Source organism: Streptomyces sp. NPDC001617 (assembly GCF_053596855.1).
In genome coordinates, this window is sequence record NZ_JBSFHA010000083.1 from 13,677 (window position 1) to 36,592 (window position 22,916).

Annotated in this window: 19 protein-coding genes; 11 read left to right on the forward strand and 8 right to left on the reverse strand. The window is 70.3% G+C overall.

Features of this window, described 5'->3' with window-relative positions; genetic code table 11:
• Positions 1–32: 32 nt before the first annotated feature.
• Positions 33–1,547: a CehA/McbA family metallohydrolase gene (locus ACWC09_RS41290; protein WP_450856187.1), complete on the reverse strand. Its 1,515-nt coding sequence runs from the start codon at positions 1,545–1,547 to the stop codon at positions 33–35.
• A gap of 154 nt (positions 1,548–1,701) precedes the next feature.
• On the opposite strand from ACWC09_RS41290, the gene ACWC09_RS41295 reads away from it, so the two are divergent.
• The 3 genes from ACWC09_RS41295 (at position 1,702) to ACWC09_RS41305 (ending at position 5,888) form a co-directional block, all read left to right on the forward strand.
• Positions 1,702–2,571, forward strand: coding sequence for an LLM class F420-dependent oxidoreductase (locus tag ACWC09_RS41295; RefSeq protein ID WP_450856188.1), 870 nt, complete (start codon positions 1,702–1,704; stop codon positions 2,569–2,571).
• A gap of 67 nt (positions 2,572–2,638) precedes the next feature.
• Positions 2,639–5,251 carry a bifunctional FO biosynthesis protein CofGH gene (locus tag ACWC09_RS41300; RefSeq protein WP_450856189.1) on the forward strand — a complete coding sequence of 871 codons (2,613 nt, stop codon included), beginning with the start codon at positions 2,639–2,641 and terminating at the stop codon, positions 5,249–5,251.
• A 73-nt stretch (positions 5,252–5,324) separates the two neighbouring features.
• A complete protein-coding gene (locus ACWC09_RS41305) occupies positions 5,325–5,888 on the forward strand; it encodes a hypothetical protein (protein WP_450856190.1) in 564 nt (187 codons plus the stop codon).
• A 13-nt stretch (positions 5,889–5,901) separates the two neighbouring features.
• On the opposite strand, the gene ACWC09_RS41310 is transcribed toward ACWC09_RS41305, so the two are convergent.
• On the reverse strand, positions 5,902–6,438 hold the full coding sequence (locus tag ACWC09_RS41310) for a DUF2165 domain-containing protein (RefSeq protein ID WP_450856191.1): 537 nt from the start codon (positions 6,436–6,438) through the stop codon (positions 5,902–5,904).
• A 68-nt stretch (positions 6,439–6,506) separates the two neighbouring features.
• Here ACWC09_RS41310 and ACWC09_RS41315 point away from each other — a divergent pair, with 68 nt between their 5' ends.
• From ACWC09_RS41315 to ACWC09_RS41340, 6 genes are all read left to right on the forward strand, one after another.
• A complete protein-coding gene (locus ACWC09_RS41315; RefSeq protein WP_450856192.1) occupies positions 6,507–9,311 on the forward strand; it encodes a tetratricopeptide repeat protein in 2,805 nt (934 codons plus the stop codon).
• Between the two features lie 82 nt (positions 9,312–9,393).
• Positions 9,394–9,615: an ATP-binding protein gene (locus tag ACWC09_RS41320; RefSeq protein WP_450856193.1), complete on the forward strand. Its 222-nt coding sequence runs from the start codon at positions 9,394–9,396 to the stop codon at positions 9,613–9,615.
• 225 nt (positions 9,616–9,840) lie between these two features.
• Entirely contained in the window at positions 9,841–10,638 is a 798-nt protein-coding gene (locus ACWC09_RS41325; protein WP_450856194.1) for a helix-turn-helix domain-containing protein, read from the forward strand.
• A 98-nt stretch (positions 10,639–10,736) separates the two neighbouring features.
• Entirely contained in the window at positions 10,737–11,084 is a 348-nt protein-coding gene (locus ACWC09_RS41330; RefSeq protein WP_450856195.1) for a DUF6247 family protein, read from the forward strand.
• Positions 11,081–11,341, forward strand: coding sequence for a hypothetical protein (locus ACWC09_RS41335; protein ID WP_450856196.1), 261 nt, complete (start codon positions 11,081–11,083; stop codon positions 11,339–11,341). The genes ACWC09_RS41330 and ACWC09_RS41335 overlap by 4 nt, the downstream gene beginning before the upstream one ends.
• 123 nt (positions 11,342–11,464) lie before the next feature.
• Complete coding sequence (locus ACWC09_RS41340) at positions 11,465–12,580, forward strand: ADP-ribosylglycohydrolase family protein (RefSeq protein ID WP_450856197.1); 1,116 nt, start codon at positions 11,465–11,467, stop codon at positions 12,578–12,580.
• A 21-nt stretch (positions 12,581–12,601) separates the two neighbouring features.
• On the opposite strand, the gene ACWC09_RS41345 is transcribed toward ACWC09_RS41340, so the two are convergent.
• The 3 genes from ACWC09_RS41345 to ACWC09_RS41355 all read right to left on the reverse strand — a co-directional run bounded on the left by ACWC09_RS41345 (position 12,602) and on the right by ACWC09_RS41355 (position 15,818).
• Positions 12,602–13,231 carry a DinB family protein gene (locus tag ACWC09_RS41345; RefSeq protein WP_450856198.1) on the reverse strand — a complete coding sequence of 210 codons (630 nt, stop codon included), beginning with the start codon at positions 13,229–13,231 and terminating at the stop codon, positions 12,602–12,604.
• A 110-nt stretch (positions 13,232–13,341) separates the two neighbouring features.
• Positions 13,342–14,907: a sodium:solute symporter family protein gene (locus ACWC09_RS41350; protein WP_450856199.1), complete on the reverse strand. Its 1,566-nt coding sequence runs from the start codon at positions 14,905–14,907 to the stop codon at positions 13,342–13,344.
• 125 nt (positions 14,908–15,032) lie between these two features.
• Positions 15,033–15,818, reverse strand: coding sequence for an SDR family oxidoreductase (locus ACWC09_RS41355; protein WP_450856200.1), 786 nt, complete (start codon positions 15,816–15,818; stop codon positions 15,033–15,035).
• An 80-nt stretch (positions 15,819–15,898) separates the two neighbouring features.
• On the opposite strand from ACWC09_RS41355, the gene ACWC09_RS41360 reads away from it, so the two are divergent.
• Positions 15,899–16,738, forward strand: a complete 840-nt coding sequence (locus ACWC09_RS41360) for a hypothetical protein (protein ID WP_450856201.1) — start codon at positions 15,899–15,901, stop codon at positions 16,736–16,738.
• Positions 16,739–16,874: 136 nt separating this feature from the next.
• Here the strand turns inward: ACWC09_RS41360 and ACWC09_RS41365 are convergent, their stop codons facing one another.
• The 3 genes from ACWC09_RS41365 to ACWC09_RS41375 form a co-directional block, all read right to left on the reverse strand.
• Positions 16,875–17,066, reverse strand: a complete 192-nt coding sequence (locus ACWC09_RS41365) for a DUF397 domain-containing protein (protein ID WP_450856202.1) — start codon at positions 17,064–17,066, stop codon at positions 16,875–16,877.
• A gap of 233 nt (positions 17,067–17,299) precedes the next feature.
• Positions 17,300–18,157: a helix-turn-helix domain-containing protein gene (locus ACWC09_RS41370; protein WP_450856203.1), complete on the reverse strand. Its 858-nt coding sequence runs from the start codon at positions 18,155–18,157 to the stop codon at positions 17,300–17,302.
• A gap of 307 nt (positions 18,158–18,464) precedes the next feature.
• Positions 18,465–19,223, reverse strand: a complete 759-nt coding sequence (locus ACWC09_RS41375; protein WP_450856204.1) for a GOLPH3/VPS74 family protein — start codon at positions 19,221–19,223, stop codon at positions 18,465–18,467.
• 203 nt (positions 19,224–19,426) lie between these two features.
• Between ACWC09_RS41375 and ACWC09_RS41380 the strand changes: the two genes are divergently transcribed.
• Positions 19,427–22,747, forward strand: a complete 3,321-nt coding sequence (locus tag ACWC09_RS41380) for a D-alanyl-D-alanine carboxypeptidase (RefSeq protein ID WP_450856205.1) — start codon at positions 19,427–19,429, stop codon at positions 22,745–22,747.
• Positions 22,748–22,916 lie beyond the last annotated feature (169 nt).

The window sequence follows — 22,916 nt, forward strand, 5'->3', positions numbered from 1 at the left end:
AACGCTCTCGAAGGAGGCTCCGTCCGCCCCGCCTACCGCCGCCCCAGAAACACCGGATTGGTGAACCCCGCCAGGGCCCCCGGCACCGGCCCCGCCGCCGCCTCGTGCCTCAGCTCCGCCCGTACATAGGCTGCGTACGCAGGCGTCGTACGCCACTCCACGCTCCCCGAGCCCGCCACCGGCAGTGGATCGCTGGTCAGCAGCAACCCCTCGTCCGTCACCAGGCGGATCGTGCAGCGCGGTGCGCCCGACGCCTCGACCCGAACCGTGACCGGGGCGTCCGCGTCGACCTCCAACCGCTCGCCGATCCCGGCGTGCCGGCCCCGATCCCCCGTCGCCGTGAGGGACAGCGTCACGTTCTTCGACTCGGCGACGTACGAGCGGCCCGTCCGGATGCCCTCCTGGATCGCCTCCCGGGTGAGGTCGTCGGCGAGGACGACCGTCTGGGGGAGGCCCACCGTGTCCGGGTCCCGGTGCGCGTCGCTGTTGCCCATGGCCGGCAGCCACGCCCGTCCCTCCCGCACCGACGCCACCAGCTGGTTGTCCCATTCAGCCAGGGTCACCTCGTCGTCGGGGGTGTAGGGGCCGTTCCACACCTCCACCGCGTCCGCCTCCCCGAACCCGAACTTCCAGCCGCATCCGATGCAGGTGGCGTGGGGGTGGGCCGGGACCACCAGGCCCCCGGCCCGGCGGATCAGGCGCGCGAAACGGCCGAAGCGGTTGTCCCGGGCCCGGTAGCGCCAGTCGACGAAGGTGCCGGGCTCGGTGCCGAGGGCGACCACATGGCCGTTCCTCGTCGTGATCTCCTCGCCCAGCATGATCAGCAGGTCGTCGCCCGCCTCGGAGGCCCAATGCGGGTGCGCGGAGTGGGTGTTGTGGTCCGAGGAGTTGATGAAGTCCAGGCCCGCCGCGCGGGCGAGTGACGCGATCTCGGCGGGCGTGCGGCGCCCGTCGGAGTACCAGGAGTGGAGGTGACAGTCGCCGCGGTACCAGGCGCGGCCCCGGCCGGCGGCGCGCGAGGGCGGGTACACCGGCCGCGGGGTCTCGCCGGGGTCGCCGTATGTCAGCGTGATCGTGAGTTCGTACGACAGCCCCTGCGGCGCCACCGTGTACGGTCCGAGTGCCACGTGCCAGGTCCCCTGCCGTACGGGCCCCGGCACATATCCCGGCGTCGCGTCGTCCGCCCGGACGAAGAACTCCGCGCGCGCCCCGCCCGACCAGCCCCGGAAGCCATGGCCGCCGAGCTCGGTGCCGCGTTCGTCGAAGATACCGATGTCGAGGGCGTTGCCCTGGGTGCCGGCCGGGACGGCCGGCTTGTCGTAGGTGTAGGCGACCCTGATCTCCCGTACGCCGGACGGGACTTCGACGGGTACGTACACGAAGTCCGGCGATCCGGTGGGCAGGGTGCCGCGTACGGTCCTGGTCTCCTGGCTGCCCGGGTCCTGTTCGTCCGCCGCTGCGAAGCTCACGCTTCCCAACGTAAGCGCGGCGGCCGCGCCCGTCACGAACAGAGCGCGTCGTCCGATGCCGTGCGCGTCCTCACACATGCGGCTCACTCTCGGGTGCGGGCATGAACTCCCGCGAAAGGGGAGGGAATTGGCACCTCTCTATGTCATGTACACGAATGAAGGTCAATAAAGACACCCGAGATGCCGACTGGTCGGTATGGACATCTGGCCTCGGCCCCGGTACAGATGGGTCATGCGAATCGCCGTAACGATCTTCCTCACGGACGAGACCATCGCCCCGACCCGGCTCGCCCGTGAGCTGGAGCAGCGCGGTTTCGCCGGCCTGTACCTGCCCGAGCACACCCACATCCCGGTCGAGCGGACGACCCCGTACCCGGCGGGCGGCGAGCTCCCGCCCGAGTACGGCCGCACCCTCGACCCCTTCGTCGCCCTCGGCCAGGCCGCCGCGGTGACCGAGCGGCTCGCCCTCGGCACCGGTATCACGCTGGTCGCCCAGCACGACCCGATCGACCTCGCCAAGCAGATCGCCACCCTCGACCACCTCTCCGGCGGCCGCTTCACCCTCGGCCTCGGCTTCGGCTGGAACGTCGAGGAGGCCGCTGACCACGGGGTCGAGTGGCGTACCCGGCGGGAGCTGGTGCGGGACCGCATGGCGCTGATGCGCGCGCTGTGGACGGAGGAACCGACGGCGTACGAAGGGGAGTTCGGCCAGAGCGTGCGGGCCTCCTCCGCCTTCCCCAAACCCGTCCAGAAGCCGCGCGGCCCGGTCACCGGTCCCCGCACCCTCATCGGCGGTGCGGCCGGCCCCAAGCTCTTCTCGCACATCGTCGAGTACGCCGACGGCTGGCTCCCGATCGGTGGCCGCGGCCTGACCGAGTCCCTGCCGGTGCTGCGCACCGCCTGGGTGGACGCGGGCCGCGACCCGGGCGCCCTCCAGATCGTCCCGTACGCCGTCTTCCCGACCCCGGGCAAGCTCGCGCACTACGCCGAACTGGGCATCGAGGAGGTCGTGGTCCAGCTGCCGCCGGCAGGGGAGTCGGAGGTGCTGCGGGTGCTGGACGACTACGGGACCTTCCTGACCGGTTCCAGTGACACCGTGTAACGAGCGGGGTTCCCGTGGATGAGCCGACGCCACTTTGGCCTGATCAACCCGAACGTATGCTCAAAGAATGACGATTTCCGCGACCTCCGGAACCGGCCCCACCGAACGCCCCAGTGGCGCCGGCCCAACCGAGAACTCCATGCGTCGCGCCCTCAAACGCGCCCGTGACGGCGTCGCCCTCGACGTCACCGAGGCGGCCGTCCTGCTCCAGGCCCGCGGCGAGGCCCTCACCGACCTCGCCGCGTCCGCCGCCCGGGTGCGCGACGCGGGCCTGGAGGCGGCCGGCCGCCCCGGCGTCATCACGTACTCGAAGAGCGTCTTCATCCCCCTCACCCGGCTGTGCCGGGACAAGTGCCACTACTGCACCTTCGTCACCGTGCCTGGCAAGCTGCGCCGCGCCGGGCACGGAATGTTCATGTCCCCGGACGAGGTCCTCGACATCGCGCGCAAGGGCGCGTCCCTCGGCTGCAAGGAAGCCCTGATCACCCTCGGCGACAAGCCGGAGGAGCGCTGGCCGGAGGCGCGCGAGTGGCTCGACGCGCACGGCTACGACGACACCATCGCCTACGTCCGCGCCATCTCCATCCGCATCCTGGAGGAGACGGGCCTGCTGCCCCACCTCAACCCGGGCGTGATGTCCTGGACGGACTTCCAGCGGCTGAAGCCCGTCGCCCCCTCCATGGGCATGATGCTGGAGACGACCGCCACCCGCCTCTGGTCCGAGCCCGGCGGCCCGCACCACGGCTCCCCCGACAAGGAACCCGCCGTCCGCCTGCGCGTCCTGGAGGACGCGGGCCGCTCCTCCGTCCCCTTCACCTCCGGCATCCTGATCGGGATCGGGGAGACGTACGAGGAGCGCGCCGAGTCCCTCTTCGCGCTCCGCAAGATCTCCCGGGCGTACCACTCCCTCCAGGAACTGATCATCCAGAACTTCCGTGCCAAGCCGGACACCGCGATGCGCGGCATGCCGGACGCGGAGCTGGACGAACTGGTGGCGACGGTGGCGGTGGCCCGCCTCATCATGGGCCCGAGCGCCTGCCTCCAGGCTCCGCCGAATCTGGTCGACTCCGAGTACGAGCGGCTCATCGGGGCCGGCATCGACGACTGGGGCGGGGTCTCCCCGCTGACCATCGACCACGTGAACCCCGAGCGCCCCTGGCCGCAGATCGAGGAGCTGGCCGCACGGTCCGAGGCCGCCGGGTTCGAGCTGCGGGAACGTCTCTGCGTGTACCCCGAGTTCGTCACTCGCGGTGAGCCGTGGCTGGATCCGCGGCTGCGTCCGCACGTACGGGCGCTGGCGGACCCGGAGACCGGCCTGGCCCGCCCGGACGCGACCGTCGAGGGCCACCCGTGGCAGGAGCCCGAGGAGGCCTTCGTCGCCTCCGGTCGTACGGATCTGCACGCCTCGATCGACACCGAGGGCCGTACGTCCGACCGGCGCGACGACTTCGACGAGGTGTACGGCGACTGGGCCGAGCTGCGGGAGGCGGCGGCGCCCGGCATGGTGCCCGAGCGCATCGACACGGACGTGCGCGAGGCCCTGCGCACCGCCGCCGACGACCCGACCCGCCTGACCGACGCCGAGGCGCTGGCCCTGCTGCACGCGGACGGGCCCGCACTGGACGCCCTGACCCGCATCGCGGACGACGTGCGCAGGTCGGCGGTCGGCGACGACGTGACGTACATCGTCACCCGGAACATCAACTTCACCAACGTCTGCTACACGGGCTGCCGCTTCTGCGCCTTCGCGCAGCGCCGCACCGACGCGGACGCCTACACGCTCTCCCTGGACCAGGTGGCGGACCGGGCCCAGCAGGCGTGGGACGTGGGCGCGGTCGAGGTGTGCATGCAGGGCGGGATCCATCCCGACCTGCCCGGGACGGCGTACTTCGACATCGCGAAGGCGGTCAAGGAGCGTGTGCCCGGCATGCACGTCCACGCCTTCTCGCCCATGGAGGTCGTGAACGGCGCGACCCGCACCGGCCTGTCCGTCCGGGAGTGGCTGACCGCCGCGAAGGAGGCCGGGCTGGACACGATCCCCGGTACGGCCGCCGAGATCCTCGACGACGAGGTCCGCTGGATCCTGACCAAGGGCAAGCTGCCGGCGGCCACCTGGATCGAGGTGATCACGACCGCGCACGAGCTGGGGATCCGGTCCAGCTCGACCATGATGTACGGGCATGTGGACCAGCCGCGCCACTGGCTCGGCCACCTGCGCACCCTCGCCCGCATCCAGCAACAGACCGGCGGCTTCACGGAGTTCGTGACGCTCCCCTTCATCCACACGAACGCGCCGGTGTACCTGGCGGGCATCTCCCGCCCGGGTCCGACGACCCGCGACAACCGCGCGGTGACGGCGATGGCGCGGCTCCTCCTGCACCCGTACATCCCGAACATCCAGACCAGCTGGGTGAAGCTGGGCACGGAGGGGGCGGCGGAGATGCTGCGCTCGGGGGCGAACGACCTGGGCGGCACGCTGATGGAGGAGACGATCTCCCGGATGGCCGGCTCCTCCTACGGCTCGTACAAGTCGGTCAAGGACCTGATCGGGGTGGCGGAGGCGGCGGGGCGGCCGGCGAGGCCGCGTACGACGCTCTACGGCGAGGTGCCGGAGGAGCGGCGGCGGGCGGCGGCGGTGTCGGACGGACACCTGCCGGAGCTGCTGCCGGTGCTGGACTGAGGAGACCGGACGTATCGAGGGGGGCCGGTACGATGATCGGACCCCCGTCCGTCGGGGATCCTTAGCTGAGGAGATGCGTGCCGTGCCAGCCCCGAAGGTCTGGGTGACCGGTCTCACGGTGGGAGCGATCGCCGCTGTCGCCGTCCTGGCCGTGCAGGCCGACAAGGGAACCAAGCCGCACGCGGTCGCCGCGAGGCCGAGCGCGTCGGCGTCGGCGGGCGCGCACTCCGGCACCACGAAGCCGAAGACGCCGGCCGCGGTGCCGGACGCCTCCGGCACCGGCCGCCGTATCGTCTACTCCCTCTCGCAGAAGACGGTGTGGCTGGTCGACGCGAGCGACGCGGCCCGCCGCACCTTCGCCGTGTGGCCGGGGACGGTGAGCCCCGACCCCGGCACGTACACGGTCGGCACCCGCGCCGAGGGTCCGCTGACCGGCTCGGACGGTGTGAAGATCGAGCACATCGTGTACTTCTCCGCCAAGTCGGGCGTCAACATCGCCTTCTCCAACGCGGTCGACGGATCGTCCCCGCCCCCCGCGGCGAACACCGCGACGGGCGGCGTCCGGATGCGGACGGCGGACGGCTCGGCGCTGTGGACGTTCGGGACGGCGGGCACGAAGGTCGCGGTGGTCAAGTAGCCGCGGGGAAAGGTCAGTCGGTGTCGCCGCTCCGCCGGTCGCTGAGCAGCACGACGACCAACGAGACCCCGGCGAACACGAACACCCGCAGCGCGGCGTCCAGTCCGTTCCAGGTCTTCGACTGCCACATGGAGAACCACTCACCGCCGATCGCGATGAACCCGGCACCGAAGAGCAGCAACAGCATGAGCAGGCCGTACGTGGAGACACTGCGGGCACGTGCGAAGTCCCGCCGCGCCCAGAGCCAGGTCCCGTACACGAGGACGAGCGCGGCGAGGGTCTCCCAGACGATGATGGCGACGTAAGCGGCGTTCTGCAGGCCCGTGTTGGTGATGGCCCGCCACATCAGGTCGTCGTCCTTGAAGGTGGTGTCCATGGCCAGGACGTGCTGCACGAACGCCTGGTTGGTCCCGAAGTCGGTGATGTTCCCGAAGGCGACGAGCGCGATGTAGAGCGCGACACTTGCGGTGAGGAGCGCGGCCGTGAGGGTAAGGGCGCGGTGGTGGGGGGTTGTGGTGACCTTGGTCCCGACAGATGTGTTGGTGGACATGACAGCCATCTTTCCCTGTGAGGGGACCGGTTATGGGGAGGGTGTGGATGATGACGAGGCGCCCTTCGATGCATGAGCTGATCGCGCGCCGCAGACGGGCGGGTTTCGTCGGCCGGGGCGCCGAACGGGCCGCCTTCCGGGAGAACTTCGACGTACCCCCGGAGGACGAGCGGCACCGCTTCCTCTTCCATGTGCACGGCCAGGCAGGGGTCGGAAAGACCTTCTTGCTGAGGGAGCTGGAGCAGTTGGCCCGCGAGAAGAGGGCGCTGACCGCCTACGTGGACGAGAGCGTCGGCAGCGTGGTGGAGGCGATGGCGGCGATCGGCCGTGAATTCGCCGGACAGGGCAGGAGGCTCAAGGAACTGGAGCGGCTGCTCACCGCTCACCGGGAGCGGCGGCACGAGGCCGAGACGGCCGCTGTGGCCGACCCGGAACTGGCGGGGCCGTCGGCGAGCGGCCTGGCGGTGGCGCGCGCCGGTCTGGTCGGGCTGGGCCTTGTGCCGGGGGTGGGTCCCTTCGCCGGAGCGTTGGACCCTGATCAACTCGCCAGAGGAGCCGACAGATTCAGGGCCGGTCTCAGCGCACGCCTCCGTAACCAGGAAGACGTCCAGCTGGTGTTGTCGCCGGAGCGGGTACTGACACCCGTGCTGCTGACGGAACTGTCCGATGCCGCCTCCACCGTGCCCTGGATCGTCCTGTTCTTCGACACCTACGAGCGGACCGGCCCGTTTCTCGACGGCTGGCTGTGCGACGTGATGACGAGCGATCGGTACGGCAACCTTCCCGCCCACGTCGTCGTGGTCACCGCCGGCCAGAGTCCCTTCGACACCGTCCGCTGGGGGCCTTTCGCGGACTTCATGACAGATGTGCCGCTCGGGCCGTTCACGGAGGAAGAGGCACGGGGGCTGCTGGCGAGCAGGCACGTCGTGGCCGGGCCGGTCGTCGAGGAGATCCTCCGCCTCACCGGCGGACTCCCGGTTCTCGTCTCGACTTTGGCGGAAGCGCGGCCTGCCGATCTCCATGATGTGGGGGACCCGAGCGCGACGGCGGTGGAGCGATTCCTGAAGTGGGAGCAGGACCCGGTACGGCAGAGCGTCGCCTTGGCCTGTGCGTTGCCCCGCTGGCTGGATGCGGACGTGTTCAGAGCGGCCGTGGACTGTTCGGACGAGGACGCCGACGAACTCCTCGCCTGGCTGAGGGGCATGCCGTTCGTCAGCGAGCGCGGCGAGAAGGCGCAGTACCACGGCGTGGTTCGGGGACCGATGTTGCGGTTGCAGCGTCTGCGTTCGCCGAGGGGATGGGTCGAGCGTCACGGGCGCCTTGCGCGGGTGTTCGAGCAGTGGAGGGTCGAGGTCGAAACGGATCTGTCCTCCGATCAGTTGTGGGAGGACGAGGGATGGCGCAGAACGCGGCTCGCCGAGTCGTATCACCTCCTGTGCGCGAGGCCGAGAGTTTCCCTGCCGGTGGTGCTGCGGGACGTCGTGGACGCCTGTGGCGAGGGCGAAGAGGTGGCCCGCCAGTGGGCGCAGGCCCTGGTGCAGGCCGGAGAGGACGCCGATGCGGAGACGATCGGTGTTTGGGGACACGACCTGCTGGAGTCGTTCGAGCACGGTGGAGTGCTTGAAGCCCTTGGGTTGTTGCTGGCACGCGGGTGCTTCGACGCACGGGGGCGGGCCGTGGTCCGCCAGACACGAGGGGTGGAACTCGGAGGTGCCGGACGGCACGCCGAGGCACTGACCGAGTTCGACCACGCTCTCGCTCTCGATCCCGAGTTGGCGGCCGCCTACCACGGCAGAGGGTACGCACGAGCTCAGGGAGGGGACTACGCCGGCGCCATCGTGGACCTGTCCCGCGCCGACGAACTCGCGCCCGGCAAGGCGACGACCCTGATGCTGCGTGGCGAGTACCAGCGGCTGACGGGGGATTGCGCGGCGGCGGTACGGGATCTGGACCAGGCGATCGGGCTACGTCAGGAACGAGCCTTTGCGTGGGCCTCCCGGGGTGCCGCCAAGCACGGCCTCGGCGAACTCGAGGCGGCTACAGCGGATCTGGACCGGGCGTTGGAACTGGATCCGGAGTACGTCTGGGCCTTGGTCCGCAGGGCGAGGGTCTGGCGCTCCCGCCGTGACCACACGCGGCAACTGGAGGACCTGGACCGTGCGGTCGATCTGAGTCCGGACAGTCCGTGGCTCTACTGCGAACGGGGTGACGCGCTGACCGGCGTACGCCGCTTCGAGGAGGCGATCGCCGACTACGACCGAGCGATCGAGCTCGATGCCGAGTACACCTCGGCCTACGCCAGCCGTGGCGCCTGCCGAGCCGCGATGGGTCGGCGTGCCGAAGCGCTCGCCGACCTGGACCATGCGCTTGAGGCCGACCCCGAATACGGCTGGGCCCTGTGCAAACGGTCAGACGTGCATCTCGCACTCGGCGACGGAGAATCGGCGTTGGCCGACCTGGACCGGGCAAAGCGACAGCGGCCCGACGACCCATGGGTGCTTGCCATGCGCGGCAGAGCCCTGGACGCCGTGGAGCGCTTCGAGGAGGCCCGTACCGAGCTGGACCGTGCGATCGAGGCGAGCCCCGACTACACGATGGCCTACGGGTACCGCGGCGCACTTCTGTTCAGGCAGGGGTTTGTGGTGGAGGCCCTGGAAGACACCGGACGCTTCCTGGAGCTGCTCGGGTCCCTACCCATGAACGAGACGGAGGTCGCCCGGATGGAGGCTGCGGTCCGTCAACTGATCGGCAAGTTGATCGAGTTGGTCGAGGCCCTGACGAGACTTCCCGACATCGACGGGGCGGCCCTCACTCCGGTACTCGCCCTGCTCATGGCGGCTCGTGACATGCCCTGGTCTCAGCCGGCCGAGTAACTGCTCACGAACTCGGTCCCTACGGCATCCGCGAACGTGAGGCGCGCGCCGTCCCGGTCGTGTCCCTGGACGGGACTTCCGTGTGCGCCTGGAGCTCCGGCCCGACCACACCCTCCGTATCGAGGTCACCGACGCCCGGGGCGACCGGATCCCGCAGCTCCAGGACCCGGTGGACGGTGACGGGGAGTCGGGGCGCGGGCTGCGGATCGTGGCGGCGTACGCGGACCGTTGGGGCGACGACGCGGCGCCCGCCGGCTGCAAGACCGTATGGGCGGAGCTGTCACCGGATCGTGCGGATCCATGACCCGGTCCGGCCCGACGCCAAAGACCAAAGAACGAGGGAAAGAACCAACCCACCCCCACCGCCCCCGTCGATCACCCGCGAGGGTGAACATCACCAACTCGGCTGGCGCGGCGAGGTGTTCGTGGTGCAGCCTCAGCCGCAACAACCGCAAACATGACTCGGCCCCCGCCGGGACGGCAATCCCAGTGCGAGGGCCTGATCACCAAGGAAGAAGAGACCTTCCCGATGACTGACCAGCAGCCTAGCGCGTCCGCGCGCGCCGAGTCCGGACGTTTCACCGGTGGCGTCGAGCACGTCAACGTGCCCCTCACCGACAACTTCGTCGTGGTCGGAAACGACCTCGTCCAGCACCCCGAGCTGTCCCTGACGGCGATCGGACTCGCGGTCCACATCCAGTCGCTGCCCGCCGGTACCCCGGTCGGAATCAAGGCGCTCACCGCCAAGTTCCCCGAGGGCGAGATCCGGATAGCCGCCGCACTGAGGGAGTTGGAGCGGTACGGCTACCTCGCGCGCAACAAGGAGCGTCTTCAATCGGGGACCTTCGTGACCCGCACGCTCTCGTACAACAAGTCGCGCCTCGCGATCACTTCGGCGGCAGCCACCTCGACCGCACCTGAGCCCGCGCGCCCCCGACCGCGACCGGGCCCGAACCACCGGGTCGACCCGGCCGCCGCCGACCTGCTGGCCGGTCTGCGCACGCATGACCCCCGCCTGCTGCTCAGTGAACGGGACGTACGCCGTCTCGCGCCGGACGTCACCACCTGGCTGGACCGGGGCGTGCCCACCGCGGTCGTACAGCGCGCCCTGACATCCGGCCTGCCCCACGAACCGATCCGGCACCCGGCGGCCCTGCTCGCCCGACGCCTCACCGACCTCCTGCCGCCGCCCGTCCCGGCACCGGCGGGTTCCCCCACGCCTGTCCGAGCGGACCCGCTCCAGAACTGCGACGGATGCGACCGGGCCTTCCGGTCCACCCGGCCGGGCAGATGCCGGGGCTGTCGTACGTCCGCCGTGGCGGCATAGGGCGGGAGACGATCGCCGTGACAAGCGCCGCCCGGGCGCCGCTCCGCCCTCTCCGCAGGTACCGTACGAGGACCGAGCCACCCGCACCGGAGGTCACCGTGAGTGCCCAGACCGACGGCCCGTACGGACCGCTGATTCCCATGCCCGAGCTGACCCCGGACGCGCTGCGGGCGGCCGTCATGCGGATCGCTCCGAGTCGGGTCCCGGCCCTCACGCAGCACCTCTTCGAGGCGACGACCAACGCTCAACAGACGCAGAGCCTCGCCCCCCTGCGGGCCTTCGTACATTCCTGGGCTGTCTTCGTGGCGATCGAACGACACCCGGAGCGTGCCGCGCGGCTCCGCGAGCTGGAGCGTGTCGTGGACGCGGGTGATCAGGACCCGGCGGAGGCCATCGAGGAGATCCGCGTCATCAGGGAAGCCGCCGAAGCCGAGGCGGGGCTGTGACGGACTGGGCTTGGGACTACAACCCCAGCGCTGAGTACGTCACGGGCGGGCTTCCCGTCGGGGTGGTGGCGGAGGTGGAGCGACTGGCCGCGGAGCTGGCCGCGCTCGGCCATGACTCCGTGAAGGTCGGCCGCCCCTTCGACCGGGAGGGCGGGCTGCGGGAGTTCGACATCCTCGGCGGGCGTGGTTTCATCAGCTTTCTGGCTGTACCACGCCATGAATGTCTTTATGTCTGCAATGTCACCTGGTACGGGTGATAACTCACCACTCAGGGGCACTAAGGGCACACCCCGCATACCACATCACCCCCTAAACCGACCGTCCCCGTTCGATTACAGTGACGAACTGTCGTGTCGGGTGTTGCCATCGCGGAGGTCTTGGTGGGTGTGACAGCCGGGGCCGTCTGGGGCCGGGTGGAGCAGCAGGATTTTCGGAGCCGGGTGCGGGGGACGTTGCTCGGGTCCGCTGTCGGGGACGCGTTGGGGGCGCCGGTCGATGGGCTCGACGTGGAGGGGATACGGGAGCAGTACGGGGCCGAGGGGATCGCCGATCTCGCCTTCGCCTACGGCCGCCGCGGTGCCGTCACCCATCTCACCCAGCTCAGTCTCTTCTCCGTCGACGGCTTGATACGCGCGCAGGTGCGCCGGGACACCGGCGCCTGGCATCCGCCCACCGATCTGCATCGGGCCTATCTGCGGTGGGCGGCCACGCAGCGGGACTGGGGGCCGGACGAGCGGCGTAAGGATGACGGGTGGCTGGCGCGGGAGGAGTGGCTCTACGCCAGGCGGGAGCCCAGCCGGCCGCTGCTCATCGGGTTCGGGGACGAGAACATGGGGACCCTGGACGCGCCCAAGAACCCGGCGGAGGTCGGGCCGGAGGCCGTCGCCCGGTCGGCGCCGTTCGGGCTGCTCGTGGGGTGGGAGCCGCAGCTTGTCGTGCAGCTCGCCGTGGAGTGTGCCGCGCAGACGCACGGGCATCCCATGGCCTATCTGTCGGCCGGGGCGTACGCCGTCATCGTGCACGGGCTGGCGCGCGGGGAGACCCTCGACGCGGCCGTTCAGCAGGCGCTCGCGCTGCTCGCGGCGAGGCCCGGCCATGAGTCGGTCTCGGGCGCGCTGCAGCACGCCCTGGGGGCCGTGCGGCAGGGCATGCCCACGCCCACCCGGGTCGCCGAGCTCGCCGGGGACGGTACGGCGGAGGGGGCGCTGGCCGCCGCCGTGTACTGCGCGCTGGTGGGGGAGGACGTACGGCACGGGCTGTGTCTCGCCGTGAACCAGGACGGCCCGTCGGGGGCCACCGGCGCGCTGACCGGAGGGCTGCTCGGGGCGCTGCACGGGGAGACCGCTCTGCCGCCCGCCTGGCTGGCCGAGCTCGAAGGCAGGCCCACCATCCTGGAACTCGCCGACGACTTCGCCATGGAGATGACCCAGGGGCCCGCGCTGCACGGGCCGGCCGGGTCCTCGCCGGGATGGCTCACCCGCTATCCGCGGGCCTGACCTCCATCGACGTACGTACGGCTACGGCTGATCCCCGCGTGCCTGATCCCCGCGTGCCTGCGCCTCCCGCGCCGCGCCCTCCAGTCGCTCCCGGTACTCCTTCCACCACTCCTCGCCGCCCTCCGGCAGGCTCGTGTTGTGCTTCTGCATGCCCGCCGAGCCGTCCAGCTGCTCCCGCAGGATGTCCGCGTGCCCCGCGTGCCGCTGGGTGTCGGCGATCACCCGGACCAGGGCGTGCAGGAGGGTGATCTCGTCCCTGCCGTCCGGCCACCACGGGACCCTGCCGACCGTGTCCAGGGACAGTGCCTCGACCGTCGCCTCCGAGTGCGCCCACACCTGCCGGTAGTCGGCGACGATCCGCTCCCGTGACTCGTCGGCGGTGGCCCACATGTCGGAGTTCACCTCGGCGTCGGCCGCCATCCAGGGGCGCACCTCGCCGAAGGGACGGCCGAACGTGTCGCCCAGGTAGCCGAGTTCGGCGCCGGTGACGTGCTTGACCAGGCCCAGGAGGTTGGTGCCGGTCGGAGTCAGCGGGCGACGGATGTCGTACTCGGACAGGCCCTCCAGCTTCCACAGGAGCGCGTTGCGCGCCTCCTGGAGGTAGAAGCGGAGGTCGGCCTTGGGATCGTGCGGATCCGGAGTGGTGGTCATGCGGGTCAGTCTGCCGAGCGTGTGGTCCGCGGGCATCGCCTTTTCGCGCGCACGGCACGGGAGGACCCGGGGTGACCGGGTCCTCCCATGCGGGGAAGTGCCGTGGGCCGTCAGTCCTTCACCGGCGTACGGTCCGCCGGGCCCACCGGGGTCGGGATGGCGGCCGCCGCCGTGCCGTCGTCGTCCGTGTTGACGCGGTCGATGATGGCGAGGCGGGCCGGGGTGTCCTCGGGCTTGAGGTAGCCGATGAGGATGTACAGGACGAGAGAGACGGCCAGGGGGACCGAGACCTGGTACTCCAGGGGGACTCCGCCCTTGACGTTCCAGTTGATGGGGTAGTTGATCAGCCAGAAGGCCAGCAGACCCATCGACCAGCTGGTGAGGGCGGCGGTCGGGCCGGAGCGGCGGAACGGGCGGAGCAGGCCCAGCATCATCGGGATCGCGATCGGGCCCATCAGACCCGCGACCCACTTGATGACCACCGTGATGATGTCCTTGAAGGTCGGCGAGTTGACCTGTGTCGCCACCGACATCGACAGGGCGAGGAAGAGCACGGTGGTGACGCGGGCGGCGATCAGCCCGGACCGCTGGTTCCACTCCCGGGCCCGCTGTGAGACCACGGGTGCCACGTCCCGGGTGAAGACGGCCGCGATCGCGTTGGCGTCGGAGGAGCACATGGCCATGGTGTGCGAGAAGAAGCCGACGATGACCAGGCCCAACAGGCCGTGCGGGATGAGCTGTTCGGTCATCAGGCCGTAGGAGTCGGAGCCGTCCGGCTTCTGGGCGTGGACCAGCAGTGGCGACATCCACATGGGGAAGAACAGGACCACGGGCCAGACGAGCCACAGGGCCGCGGAGAGGCGGGCCGAGCGCTCGGCCTCCCGCGGGCTGCCCGTCGCCATGTAGCGCTGGGCCTGGTTGAGCATGCCGCCGTTGTACTCGAAGAGCTTGATGAAGAGGAAGGCCAGCAGGAAGACGGTGCCGTACGGGCCGACCAGGGGCTTGCCGTGGCCGTGCAGGGCCGGCTCGTCCCAGGCGCCGAAGAAGCCGATGCCCTTGTCGTTGAGCTTCAGGACGACGGCGACGAACATCGTGACGCCGGCCAGCAACTGGATGACGAACTGGCCGAGTTCGGTCAGCGCGTCCGCCCACAGGCCGCCGATCGTGCAGTAGACCGCGGTGATCGCGCCGGTGATGAGGATGCCCTGGTTGAGGGTCAGCCCGGTGAACACCGACAACAGGGTCGCGATCGCCGCCCACTTGGCGCCCACGTCCACGATCTTCAGCAGCATGCCGGACCAGACGAGGGCCTGCTGGGTCTTCAGGTCGTAGCGGTTCTTCAGGTACTCCAGGGGGGAGGCCACACGCAGCCGTGAGCGCAGCCGGTTGATGCGCGGCGCGAACAGCTTCGAGCCGATGGCGATGCCCAGCGCGATCGGGAAGGACCAGGTCACGAAGGACGTCACGCCGTAGGTGTAGGCGATGCCCGCGTAGCCCGTGAACATCACCGCGCTGTAGCCGGACATGTGGTGCGAGATGCCGGACAGCCACCACGGCATCTTGCCGCCGGCCGTGAAGAAGTCGCTGACGTCGTCCACCCGTTTGTGCGACCAGACGCCGATCGCCACCATCACGCCGAAGTAGCCGATGAGCACGGCCCAGTCGAGACCGTTCATGTACGCCTCCCAGGGGTCGACCCGGCGCTCATCGTGTGCGGTGTCACGTGAACACGACAAGTGAGCGTAAGGTCAAGGGGAGGTAAAAATATTCGTGATGATGGTTCTCGTTCAGCTATGTGAACTCATCGCATCAGCTCCCCAGCGTTGACCAGCAAGGACTGTCCGGTGATCGCCCGCGCCCGATCCGACGCCAGGAACACGGCCGCGTCCGCCACATCGCCGTCCGTGGCGAGATCGGGCAGCGCCATGCGCGAGGTCAGCCGCTTCAGTACGTCGCCTTCCGGCGCTTTCTCGGTCTGCGCCGTGAACTGCACGAACGCCTGCACCGGCGGCCCCCACATCCAGCCCGGCAGCACGGTGTTCACCCGGATCCGGTGCGGGCCGAGCTCCCGCGCCAGTGAGTACATCGCGCTCGTCAGCGCGCCCTTCGAGGCCGCGTACGCCGCCTGCGAGACCTGCGTCGGGGCGGCCACGGCGGACTGCGTACCGATGAACACCACCGACCCGCCGGCCACCTTCAGCGCCGGCAGACAGGCCCGGGTCATCCGCAGCGAGCCCAGCAGGTTCACGTCGATCACCGACTGCCAGGTGGCGAAGTCCGCCTCCTCCAGCCCGCCGAAGTAGCTGTCCCAGGCGGCCACTTGGACCACCGCGTCGATGCGCCGGAACCGCTCCACCGCCAACTCGGCGAGCGCGACGCACTGTTGCTCGTCGGTGATGTCCGTCGACCGGTACGCCGTGTGCGCCCCGTCCGGATCGATCTCGGCCGCGCTCTTCGCGAGGTTGGCCTCCGTGCGCGCCCCGAGCACCGCGTTCCCGCCGTCGCGTACGACCGCCGCGGCGACCTGGTGACCGAGCCCGGCGCCGACTCCCGACACGACGACGGTCTTGCCCGTGAGCAGTGACATCGGAGCCTCCGGGGGTATGGCGATTTATCTGACGGGGCGTCAGAGTATGGGCGACCGGCGGAGGACGGAAGGGGAGCGACGTGAGCGAGGAAACCCGCAGTGACGTGTACGCCGAGCTGGCCGCCGTGGGGCCGTACGGGGTCCGCCCGGGCCATGCGCTGATCACCATGGTGGAGCCGCATCCGGGGCACGAGTACGCGTACAACCGCTGGTACGAGGACGACCACTACTACGCCGGCGCGATGGCCATGCCCTGGATGTACGCCGGGCGCCGCTGGGTCGCCACCCGGGACCTCCAACTCCTGCGCTACCCCGAGAAGTCGGCGGTCGCCCAGCCGGTCACCGCCGGCTGCTACCTCTCGACGTACTGGGTCACCGAGGGCCGCTACGACGACCACATGAGGTGGACCGTGGCGATCAACAAGCGGCTGAACCGGGATGCCCGGGTCTACCAGGACCGTACGCACGTCTTCACGGCGTTCCAGGACCACGAGGTGACGGTCTACCGGGACGGGGCGGCGGGACCGCGCGACTTCCACGCCCTCGACCACCCCTACGCGGGGCTGGTGGTGGAGGTGATCGACGCCGAATCGGCCGAGCAGCGGGCCGAGTTGCTGGAGTGGCTGCGCTCCCGTCGGCTGCCCAAGCGGCTGGCGGGGTCCCCGGCGGCGATGGTGACCGTGTTCCGGCCGACGCCGCTGCCGGGTGACCGTATGACGTATGTGAAGCAGGTGGAGGGCGTGGACACCCGGCTGACCCTGCTGTGGTTCCTGGAGGCCGATCCGCGGGATTGCTGGGAGGCGTACTTCACGGGGCTGGACGGGCCGGTGGCCGAGGCGGGGCTGGGGAGGGTGGAGCTGGTGGCGCCGTTCGTTCCCACGGTGCCGGGGACGGACAAGTACGTGGACCGGCTGCGGTAGAGCGTGGGCCGCTTTCGGACATGGCCGAGCCCTCTCGGCAAGGACGGCGAAGCTGGTCGAGAGGGCTCTTCCTGTGATGCGTATGAAGTTGGCGCATGTGAAGTTGTACTGCTCGGCCGCCTTGGAAGTCGTACCGCTAGGCCTTGATCGAAGTGACGAAGTCGTTCCACGCCTCGGCCGGGAAGGCCAGTGTGGGGCCCTCGGTGACCTTGGAGTCCCGGACGGCCATCGCCGCGACGACGGGGGACTTGATCTCGACGCACGCGCCGTTGCCCGTGGAGTAGGAAGACTTGACCCACGTGTCCGCGGTGCCCTGACGAATTGCCATTTTCTGCTCCGTATTGCCAGATGCCGAGTTGCTGTCACCGCGCGACAAGTCCGTCTCCGAACTCATGGCGCGGTTTGCGCCAACCTTGGTGTGTGGTGGCGTGATCGACGCTACTCGCCAACCCCGGCGTACGAAGAGACTATTCACTCGACCGGATGGCATATTCCAGGTGGGTCTTCCACTCCGGCCCCGGGAAGGTGTACGGTGCCCGGCGCCTTCCCGGAGTGGGCGTCTCAGAGTGCGTACTCCTTCGCGGCGTCCGCGATGAACTGCCGTGACTGGTCCGGGTTCAGGGCCTGGGCCCGCAGGTGCTCGTACATCACGCTGTACTTCTGTACGTCGTTGGGCTTCTCCAGGTACAGATCGCTGGTCACACCCTCGATGTAGACGACGCTGGAGTCGGCGGCGTCCGGGAACTCCAGGATCGCGTACTGGCCGTTGAGGCCGGGATGCGCCCCCATGTCGAACGGGATCACCTGGACCGTCACATGGGGCAGCTGGGACTGCTCGACGAGATGCTCCAACTGGTCCCGCATCAGCGACTTGTTGCCCACCAGCCGGCGCAGGGCCGCCTCGTCCATCACCGTCCACAGCCGGAGCGGGTTCTCCGGGGCGGTGATTCGTTCCTGCCGGCGCAGGCGCACCTGGACGCGCTTCTCCACATCGGCCGCCGCGGTCTCGGGAAGAGCGCCCGTGATGAGGGCCTCCGCGTACTGCCGGGTCTGCAACAGGCCCGGGACGACCTGGGGATCGTAGACCCGCAGACTCGCGGCATCGGTCTCCAGACCGATGTACACGCTGTAGGGAATGTCCCCGAAGGAGTGCCACCACCCTTGCTGGCGGCTGTCCTTGGCCATCTGCATCAGCGAATCGACTATCCGGTGGTCCTCGACCTCGTACACCCCGCAGAGATCGCGCACATCGCGCTGGCTGATGCTGCGGCGGCCGTTCTCCAGTCGGCTGATCTTCGACTGCGAGACCAGCAGCCGTTCCGCCACTTCCTCGGCCGTCATGCCCTTGAGCTCACGGAGCCGACGCAGCTCCTGGCCCAGTCGGCGTCGCCTGACGGTCGGATTGACATTGGACGCCACGGGAACGTGCACCTCCGGCTGCGGACCTCTGTTTACCACTTTGCGTATCTGCTGTTGAGCAGACTGCCACCAAGGTGCTTCCTACCGCTGGGAAACGGCGGATATGCGCTGGATACGCGCCAGTTCGGCGGGCCCGGGAGGAATCGGGCCGCGCGGCGGACCGGTGAACGGGGTGGAAAAGCGGCCGCGCGGGGCGGTCGGAGACCAAGGAGGTCTCAACCGCCCCGCGCGGACCAGCGGCTCCCGAACCGGGTCTCGGGACTGCTGTTCGTCCTGCTGTCCTGCTCGTTCGTCGTGGGACTGCGGCTCAGTGGGCCACGACACGCGCCATGGATCCTCGGCGCGGCTGCATCGGAACGCCACGAGCGGGTTCCGGTGCGGACCTGGCGGGTCCGGCGGTGGCCTGGCGGCCGGCCGGGGCCGGGTTGCGGCGTGGCTGTGCTCCCACGCCGTTCTGGACGTCCATCACGGCGTGCGCGACGAGACCGCCCATGGGGTCGTGCCTGATCAGATCCCTGAGCCGGGACCGAGAGGAACGCCCCTCGTTGCCCGGGTACAGGTGCTTGCCGAGGCCGACCGCGTGGGCCAGGGCGGCGAGCGCCGCGGTCCGTGGGTCCGGCGGTACGCCGGTACGGATCGCCGAGTCCAGCCGGGCCCTGATCTCCCGGCTGATGGCGTTGTCCGTCGCCTGGTAACGGGTCGTCGGCAGCACTCCGCACATCTGACCCGCCACGGCATGCACCATGCCGCACCGCTCCAGATGCGAGAGGTAGGTCTGGCGCAGCCCGAGACGGGGTCCGCCAATCCAGTTCACTGCACGCACGGGAGCGCCACGCCTTCGCAGCAACTCCAACGCGCAGTCCAAAGTTGGATCTCCAGTCGGCCGTGGGGCTACCACGGCGATACGATCCCCGTCTGGGGCTATCCGTCCGGCCAGCGCCAGCTCCACTAGCTGCGCTCCGGCCAGACCGAGGTCGAGCGACTGCGGCTGTGCAGTGGTACCCGTGGCCGGGTCCAGTGCCAGCAGCAGAAGCTCCTCCGGAAGTGTTCTGCGGCTCCTGCCCATCCATGCCTCCCCGCGTGGATGAAAGACAGGGTGACCCCTCTCACATTGGTCTGTCGAGGGTGCGTGACCTCTTTGTGAGGGAACCGGTAGGTATGTCGTTCTCGTCTACCGCAGGGGTTAAGCCCGCACACAGGACACTGGTACATGGTTCGGACAGCGCGAGTGGCGGTGTCCCGGGCGGCGATTCACGGTTCGGTTGGCACATGGAGGAGGCATCGGTGGCGGGCGAGTCCCCCGACAGGTCGAAGCAGCGCGAGTCGTCGGCAGAACCGACGTCGGGGAGCGCGGGTCCGGTTCCCGAGGCCAGGACCGAGGAACGAGCGGCGCGTGATCCGCGCCTCGGGGTGGCCTCGGAGGCGTCTTCCGGTTCGCCGGGGGTGCGCGGCGGCGTGGACACGGCGACCCGGGTGTTCTCGGTACGGGATCTGAAGACCGATGGGGAGGGCGCCGGGGAGGCCCGAGAGCGGGGCCAGAGCGCCGACAAGGGCCCTGCGGACGCGAAGACGCCCTCCGAGCCCGCCAAGACCGACACCGAGGCTCCGGAGATGACTGAGGGCGCTGTGAAGGGCTCCGAGGCCGACGCCGAGGTCGCCGCGGCGGTTGAGGACGACGCGGAGGCCTTGGCTGGGGATGAGTCCTCGGGCGAGGACGCCGAGGGCGCGGGGGCCGGCGACGCCTCGAAGGGCGACGATGCCGACGGCTCCGGGGCCGAGGAGGTCCCTGAGGGGGGCGCTGCCTCCCGGGCCGCTGCCGGGGAGCCGGAGGCCGCTGAGGACACCGCTGAGGGCGCTGAGGGTGCCGCTCAGGGTGCTGAGAGCGGCGCTGAGGGTTCGAGTGAGAGGGCCGAGGCCGCTTCGGGGGAGGACGCGGTCTCCAGCAACGGTGACGTTTCCTCTGACGCGGTGACCGACGGGGAGGCCGGGACCGACAGCGAGGCCGGGACCGACAGCGAGGCCATGGCCGACGGTGGCCAGGGCGACGCGTCCGGTGACGCGCGGCTGCGTGCGGCAGTGGCGGCCTGGGTTCGCTCGGGGGACTCCGACGGTGCCGAGGACGGCGTGGAGGCCGTGGAAGCGGGAGACGCCGGGGACGAGAAGGGCGCTGCGGAGGACGAGGGCGCCGTGAAGGACGCGGCGAAGCAGACCGCGGCCGACGGCACTTCCGCCGAGCCGGAGCCGGACGACGCGACCGACGCCGAGGCCGAAGGCACCTCCACCGAGCCCGAGGCGGACGAGAAGCCTGCCACCAAGGCGGACGCCGGGCCCACGGACGCCGAGGACTCGCTCGCCGACGCGCCGTCCGTCAAGGCGGCAGCCGGCGGTGAAGCCGACGTGGACACCAAGACGTCCGCGCAGGCGGATGCCGATGGCGACGCGCCCGCCGACGCCCGGCCGTCCGCCAGGCCGTCCGCCGACGCGCGCCGCAGCACGGAGCCGTCCGCCGACGCGCCGTCCGTCAAGGCGGCAGCCGGCGGTGAAGCCGACGTGGACGCCAAGACGTCCGCGCAGGCGGATGCCGATGGCGACGCGCCCGCCGACGCCCGGCCGTCCGCCGACGCTCGCCGCAGCACGGAGCCGTCCGCTGACGCGCCGTCCGTCAAGGCGGTAGCCGGCGGTGAAGCCGACGTGGACACCAAGACGTCCGCGCGGGCGGATGCCGATGGCGACGCGCCCGCCGACGCCCGGCCGTCCGCCGACGCGCCGTCCGTCAAGGCGGCAGCCGGCGGTGAAGCCGACGTGGACGCCAAGACGTCCGCGCGGGCGGATGCCGATGGCGACGCGCCCGCCGACGCCCGGCCGTCCGCCGACGCTCGCCGCAGCACGGAGCGGCCCGCCGACGCGGAGCCCTCCGCCAAGGCCGGAGCCGACGCCGACGTGGACTCCACCACGCCCGAGTCGGACTCGACCACCTCGAAGCCGGACCCCGGCTCCCCCGAATCCGCGGCCGCCGACGGCGAGTCCGCTCCGCAAGGGTCCCCCGCGGCCGACGACGGGAGTGGTACGGGTGGGGCGGGTGGGAAGACCGTCGATCAACCCACCACCATGCTCAAGCGGCCGCAGCTCGATCAGCCCACGACCATGCTCAAGCTCCCCGACCCCAAGTCGGACCCCGAGCGCACCAGCAAGTTCGTAGCTCTCAAGCCCCTCGACGACCCGGCGACGAAGCGGCCCAAGCCCGCCCCCGCGGACGCCACCGCCTCCGTCCCCCAGGTCGGCCCCGAGCGCACCACCCAGCAGCCCCTCCCGCCCAAGCCGCCGCTCGACCTGCTGGCGGAGCTGACGAACACCCCGCCGCCGCCCCAGACACCGGTCCGCACGATCATCCGGCGGGTCAAGATCTGGACCCCGCTGGTCATCCTGCTCGTGGTGGTGTTTGCGATCGCGCAGGCCGTGCGCCCCCTGCCCACCCCCACCCTCGCCCTCACCGCCTCCGACTCGTACACCTTCGACGGCAGCAAGGTCGACCTCCCGTGGCCGTCCGAGGGCCAGGGCCGCCTGGACATCAACGGCATCGGCACGATGGGCACCTTCGGCAAGGAGACCCCGGTCGCCATCGGTTCCGTCGCCAAGGCCATGACCGCCTACATCGTCCTCAAGGACCACCCGCTGAAGTCGGGCGAGGAGGGCGCGAAGATCACGGTCGACGCGCTGGCGGAGAAGGAGGCCGGCTACTACAAGGACGGCGAGTCCACCCTCACCACCGTCAAGGAGGGCGACGTCCTCACCGAGCAGCAGGCGCTCTCGGCCATCATGATCCCGTCCGCGAACAACATCGCGCGCCTGCTCGCCCGCTGGGACGCGGGCTCCGAGGCGGCGTTCATCAAGAAGATGAACGACACCGCCCAGCAGCTCGGCATGGGCAACACCACCTACACCGACGCCTCCGGCCTGAAGGAGACCACCGTCTCCACCGCCGAGGACCAGGTGAAGCTCGGCAACAAGCTGGTGAAGATCCAGGCCCTGATGGACATCACCAGGCTGCCCAAGTGGAAGGACCCGTCGGGCAAGAGCTGGGACAACTACAACCGTCTCGTGCCCTACAACGGCGCCATCGGCATCAAGACCGGCACCACCACCAAGGCCGGCGGCAACCTCCTCTTCGCCGCCACCAAGGAGGTCGGCGGCGAGACGGTCACCGTGGTCGGCGCGATCCTCGGCCAGCACACCGCGCCGATCATCGACACCGTCAACAACGTCAGCAGGACGGCGATGCTCGCCGCCCAGGACGCCCTGAAGTCGACGAAGATCGTCGAGAAGGGCACGGTCGTCGGATACGTGGACGACGGGCTCGGCGGTCACACCCCCGTGGTCGTCACCAAGGACGTCACCGCCGTCGGCTGGAACGGCTTCAAGGTGAAGCTCTCCTTCGACGCGGACGACGTCCCGCACACCGCCAAGGCCGGCACCAAGGTCGGCACGCTCACGGTCGGCGACGGCACGAGCGGCGCCGTGCAGGTCCCCGTGGCCCTGCAGAAGGACCTCACCGAGCCCGGCTTCACGGCCAAGCTCAAGCGCCTCGGCTGAACCGCCGCGAGCGCGTCACCGCACCCCGCCGATGGGCCCCACCAGGGCGCTCACCGGCGGGGTGCGTGCTAGCGTCACGAAACAGGGCAGGCCGCCGCTCGCGGGGCGCGGCCGGGAAGACCCACCGGGACGTGGCCGGCAACGGACGGCCGACGGGACGCGTCCTAGA

Bases quoted from the DNA above. Each gene is read 5' to 3' on its own strand.
- ACWC09_RS41380 (WP_450856205.1), top strand. From the start codon at position 19,427: ATGGAGGAGGCATCGGTGGCGGGCGAGTCCCCCGACAGGTCGAAGCAG.
- ACWC09_RS41355 (WP_450856200.1), bottom strand. From the start codon at position 15,818: ATGTCACTGCTCACGGGCAAGACCGTCGTCGTGTCGGGAGTCGGCGCC.
- ACWC09_RS41310 (WP_450856191.1), bottom strand. From the start codon at position 6,438: ATGTCCACCAACACATCTGTCGGGACCAAGGTCACCACAACCCCCCAC.
- ACWC09_RS41300 (WP_450856189.1), top strand. From the start codon at position 2,639: ATGACGATTTCCGCGACCTCCGGAACCGGCCCCACCGAACGCCCCAGT.
- ACWC09_RS41350 (WP_450856199.1), bottom strand. From the start codon at position 14,907: ATGAACGGTCTCGACTGGGCCGTGCTCATCGGCTACTTCGGCGTGATG.
- ACWC09_RS41325 (WP_450856194.1), top strand. From the start codon at position 9,841: ATGACTGACCAGCAGCCTAGCGCGTCCGCGCGCGCCGAGTCCGGACGT.
- ACWC09_RS41290 (WP_450856187.1), bottom strand. From the start codon at position 1,547: ATGTGTGAGGACGCGCACGGCATCGGACGACGCGCTCTGTTCGTGACG.
- ACWC09_RS41365 (WP_450856202.1), bottom strand. From the start codon at position 17,066: ATGGCAATTCGTCAGGGCACCGCGGACACGTGGGTCAAGTCTTCCTAC.
- ACWC09_RS41315 (WP_450856192.1), top strand. From the start codon at position 6,507: ATGCATGAGCTGATCGCGCGCCGCAGACGGGCGGGTTTCGTCGGCCGG.
- ACWC09_RS41305 (WP_450856190.1), top strand. From the start codon at position 5,325: ATGCGTGCCGTGCCAGCCCCGAAGGTCTGGGTGACCGGTCTCACGGTG.
- ACWC09_RS41375 (WP_450856204.1), bottom strand. From the start codon at position 19,223: ATGGGCAGGAGCCGCAGAACACTTCCGGAGGAGCTTCTGCTGCTGGCA.
- ACWC09_RS41345 (WP_450856198.1), bottom strand. From the start codon at position 13,231: ATGACCACCACTCCGGATCCGCACGATCCCAAGGCCGACCTCCGCTTC.
- ACWC09_RS41295 (WP_450856188.1), top strand. From the start codon at position 1,702: ATGCGAATCGCCGTAACGATCTTCCTCACGGACGAGACCATCGCCCCG.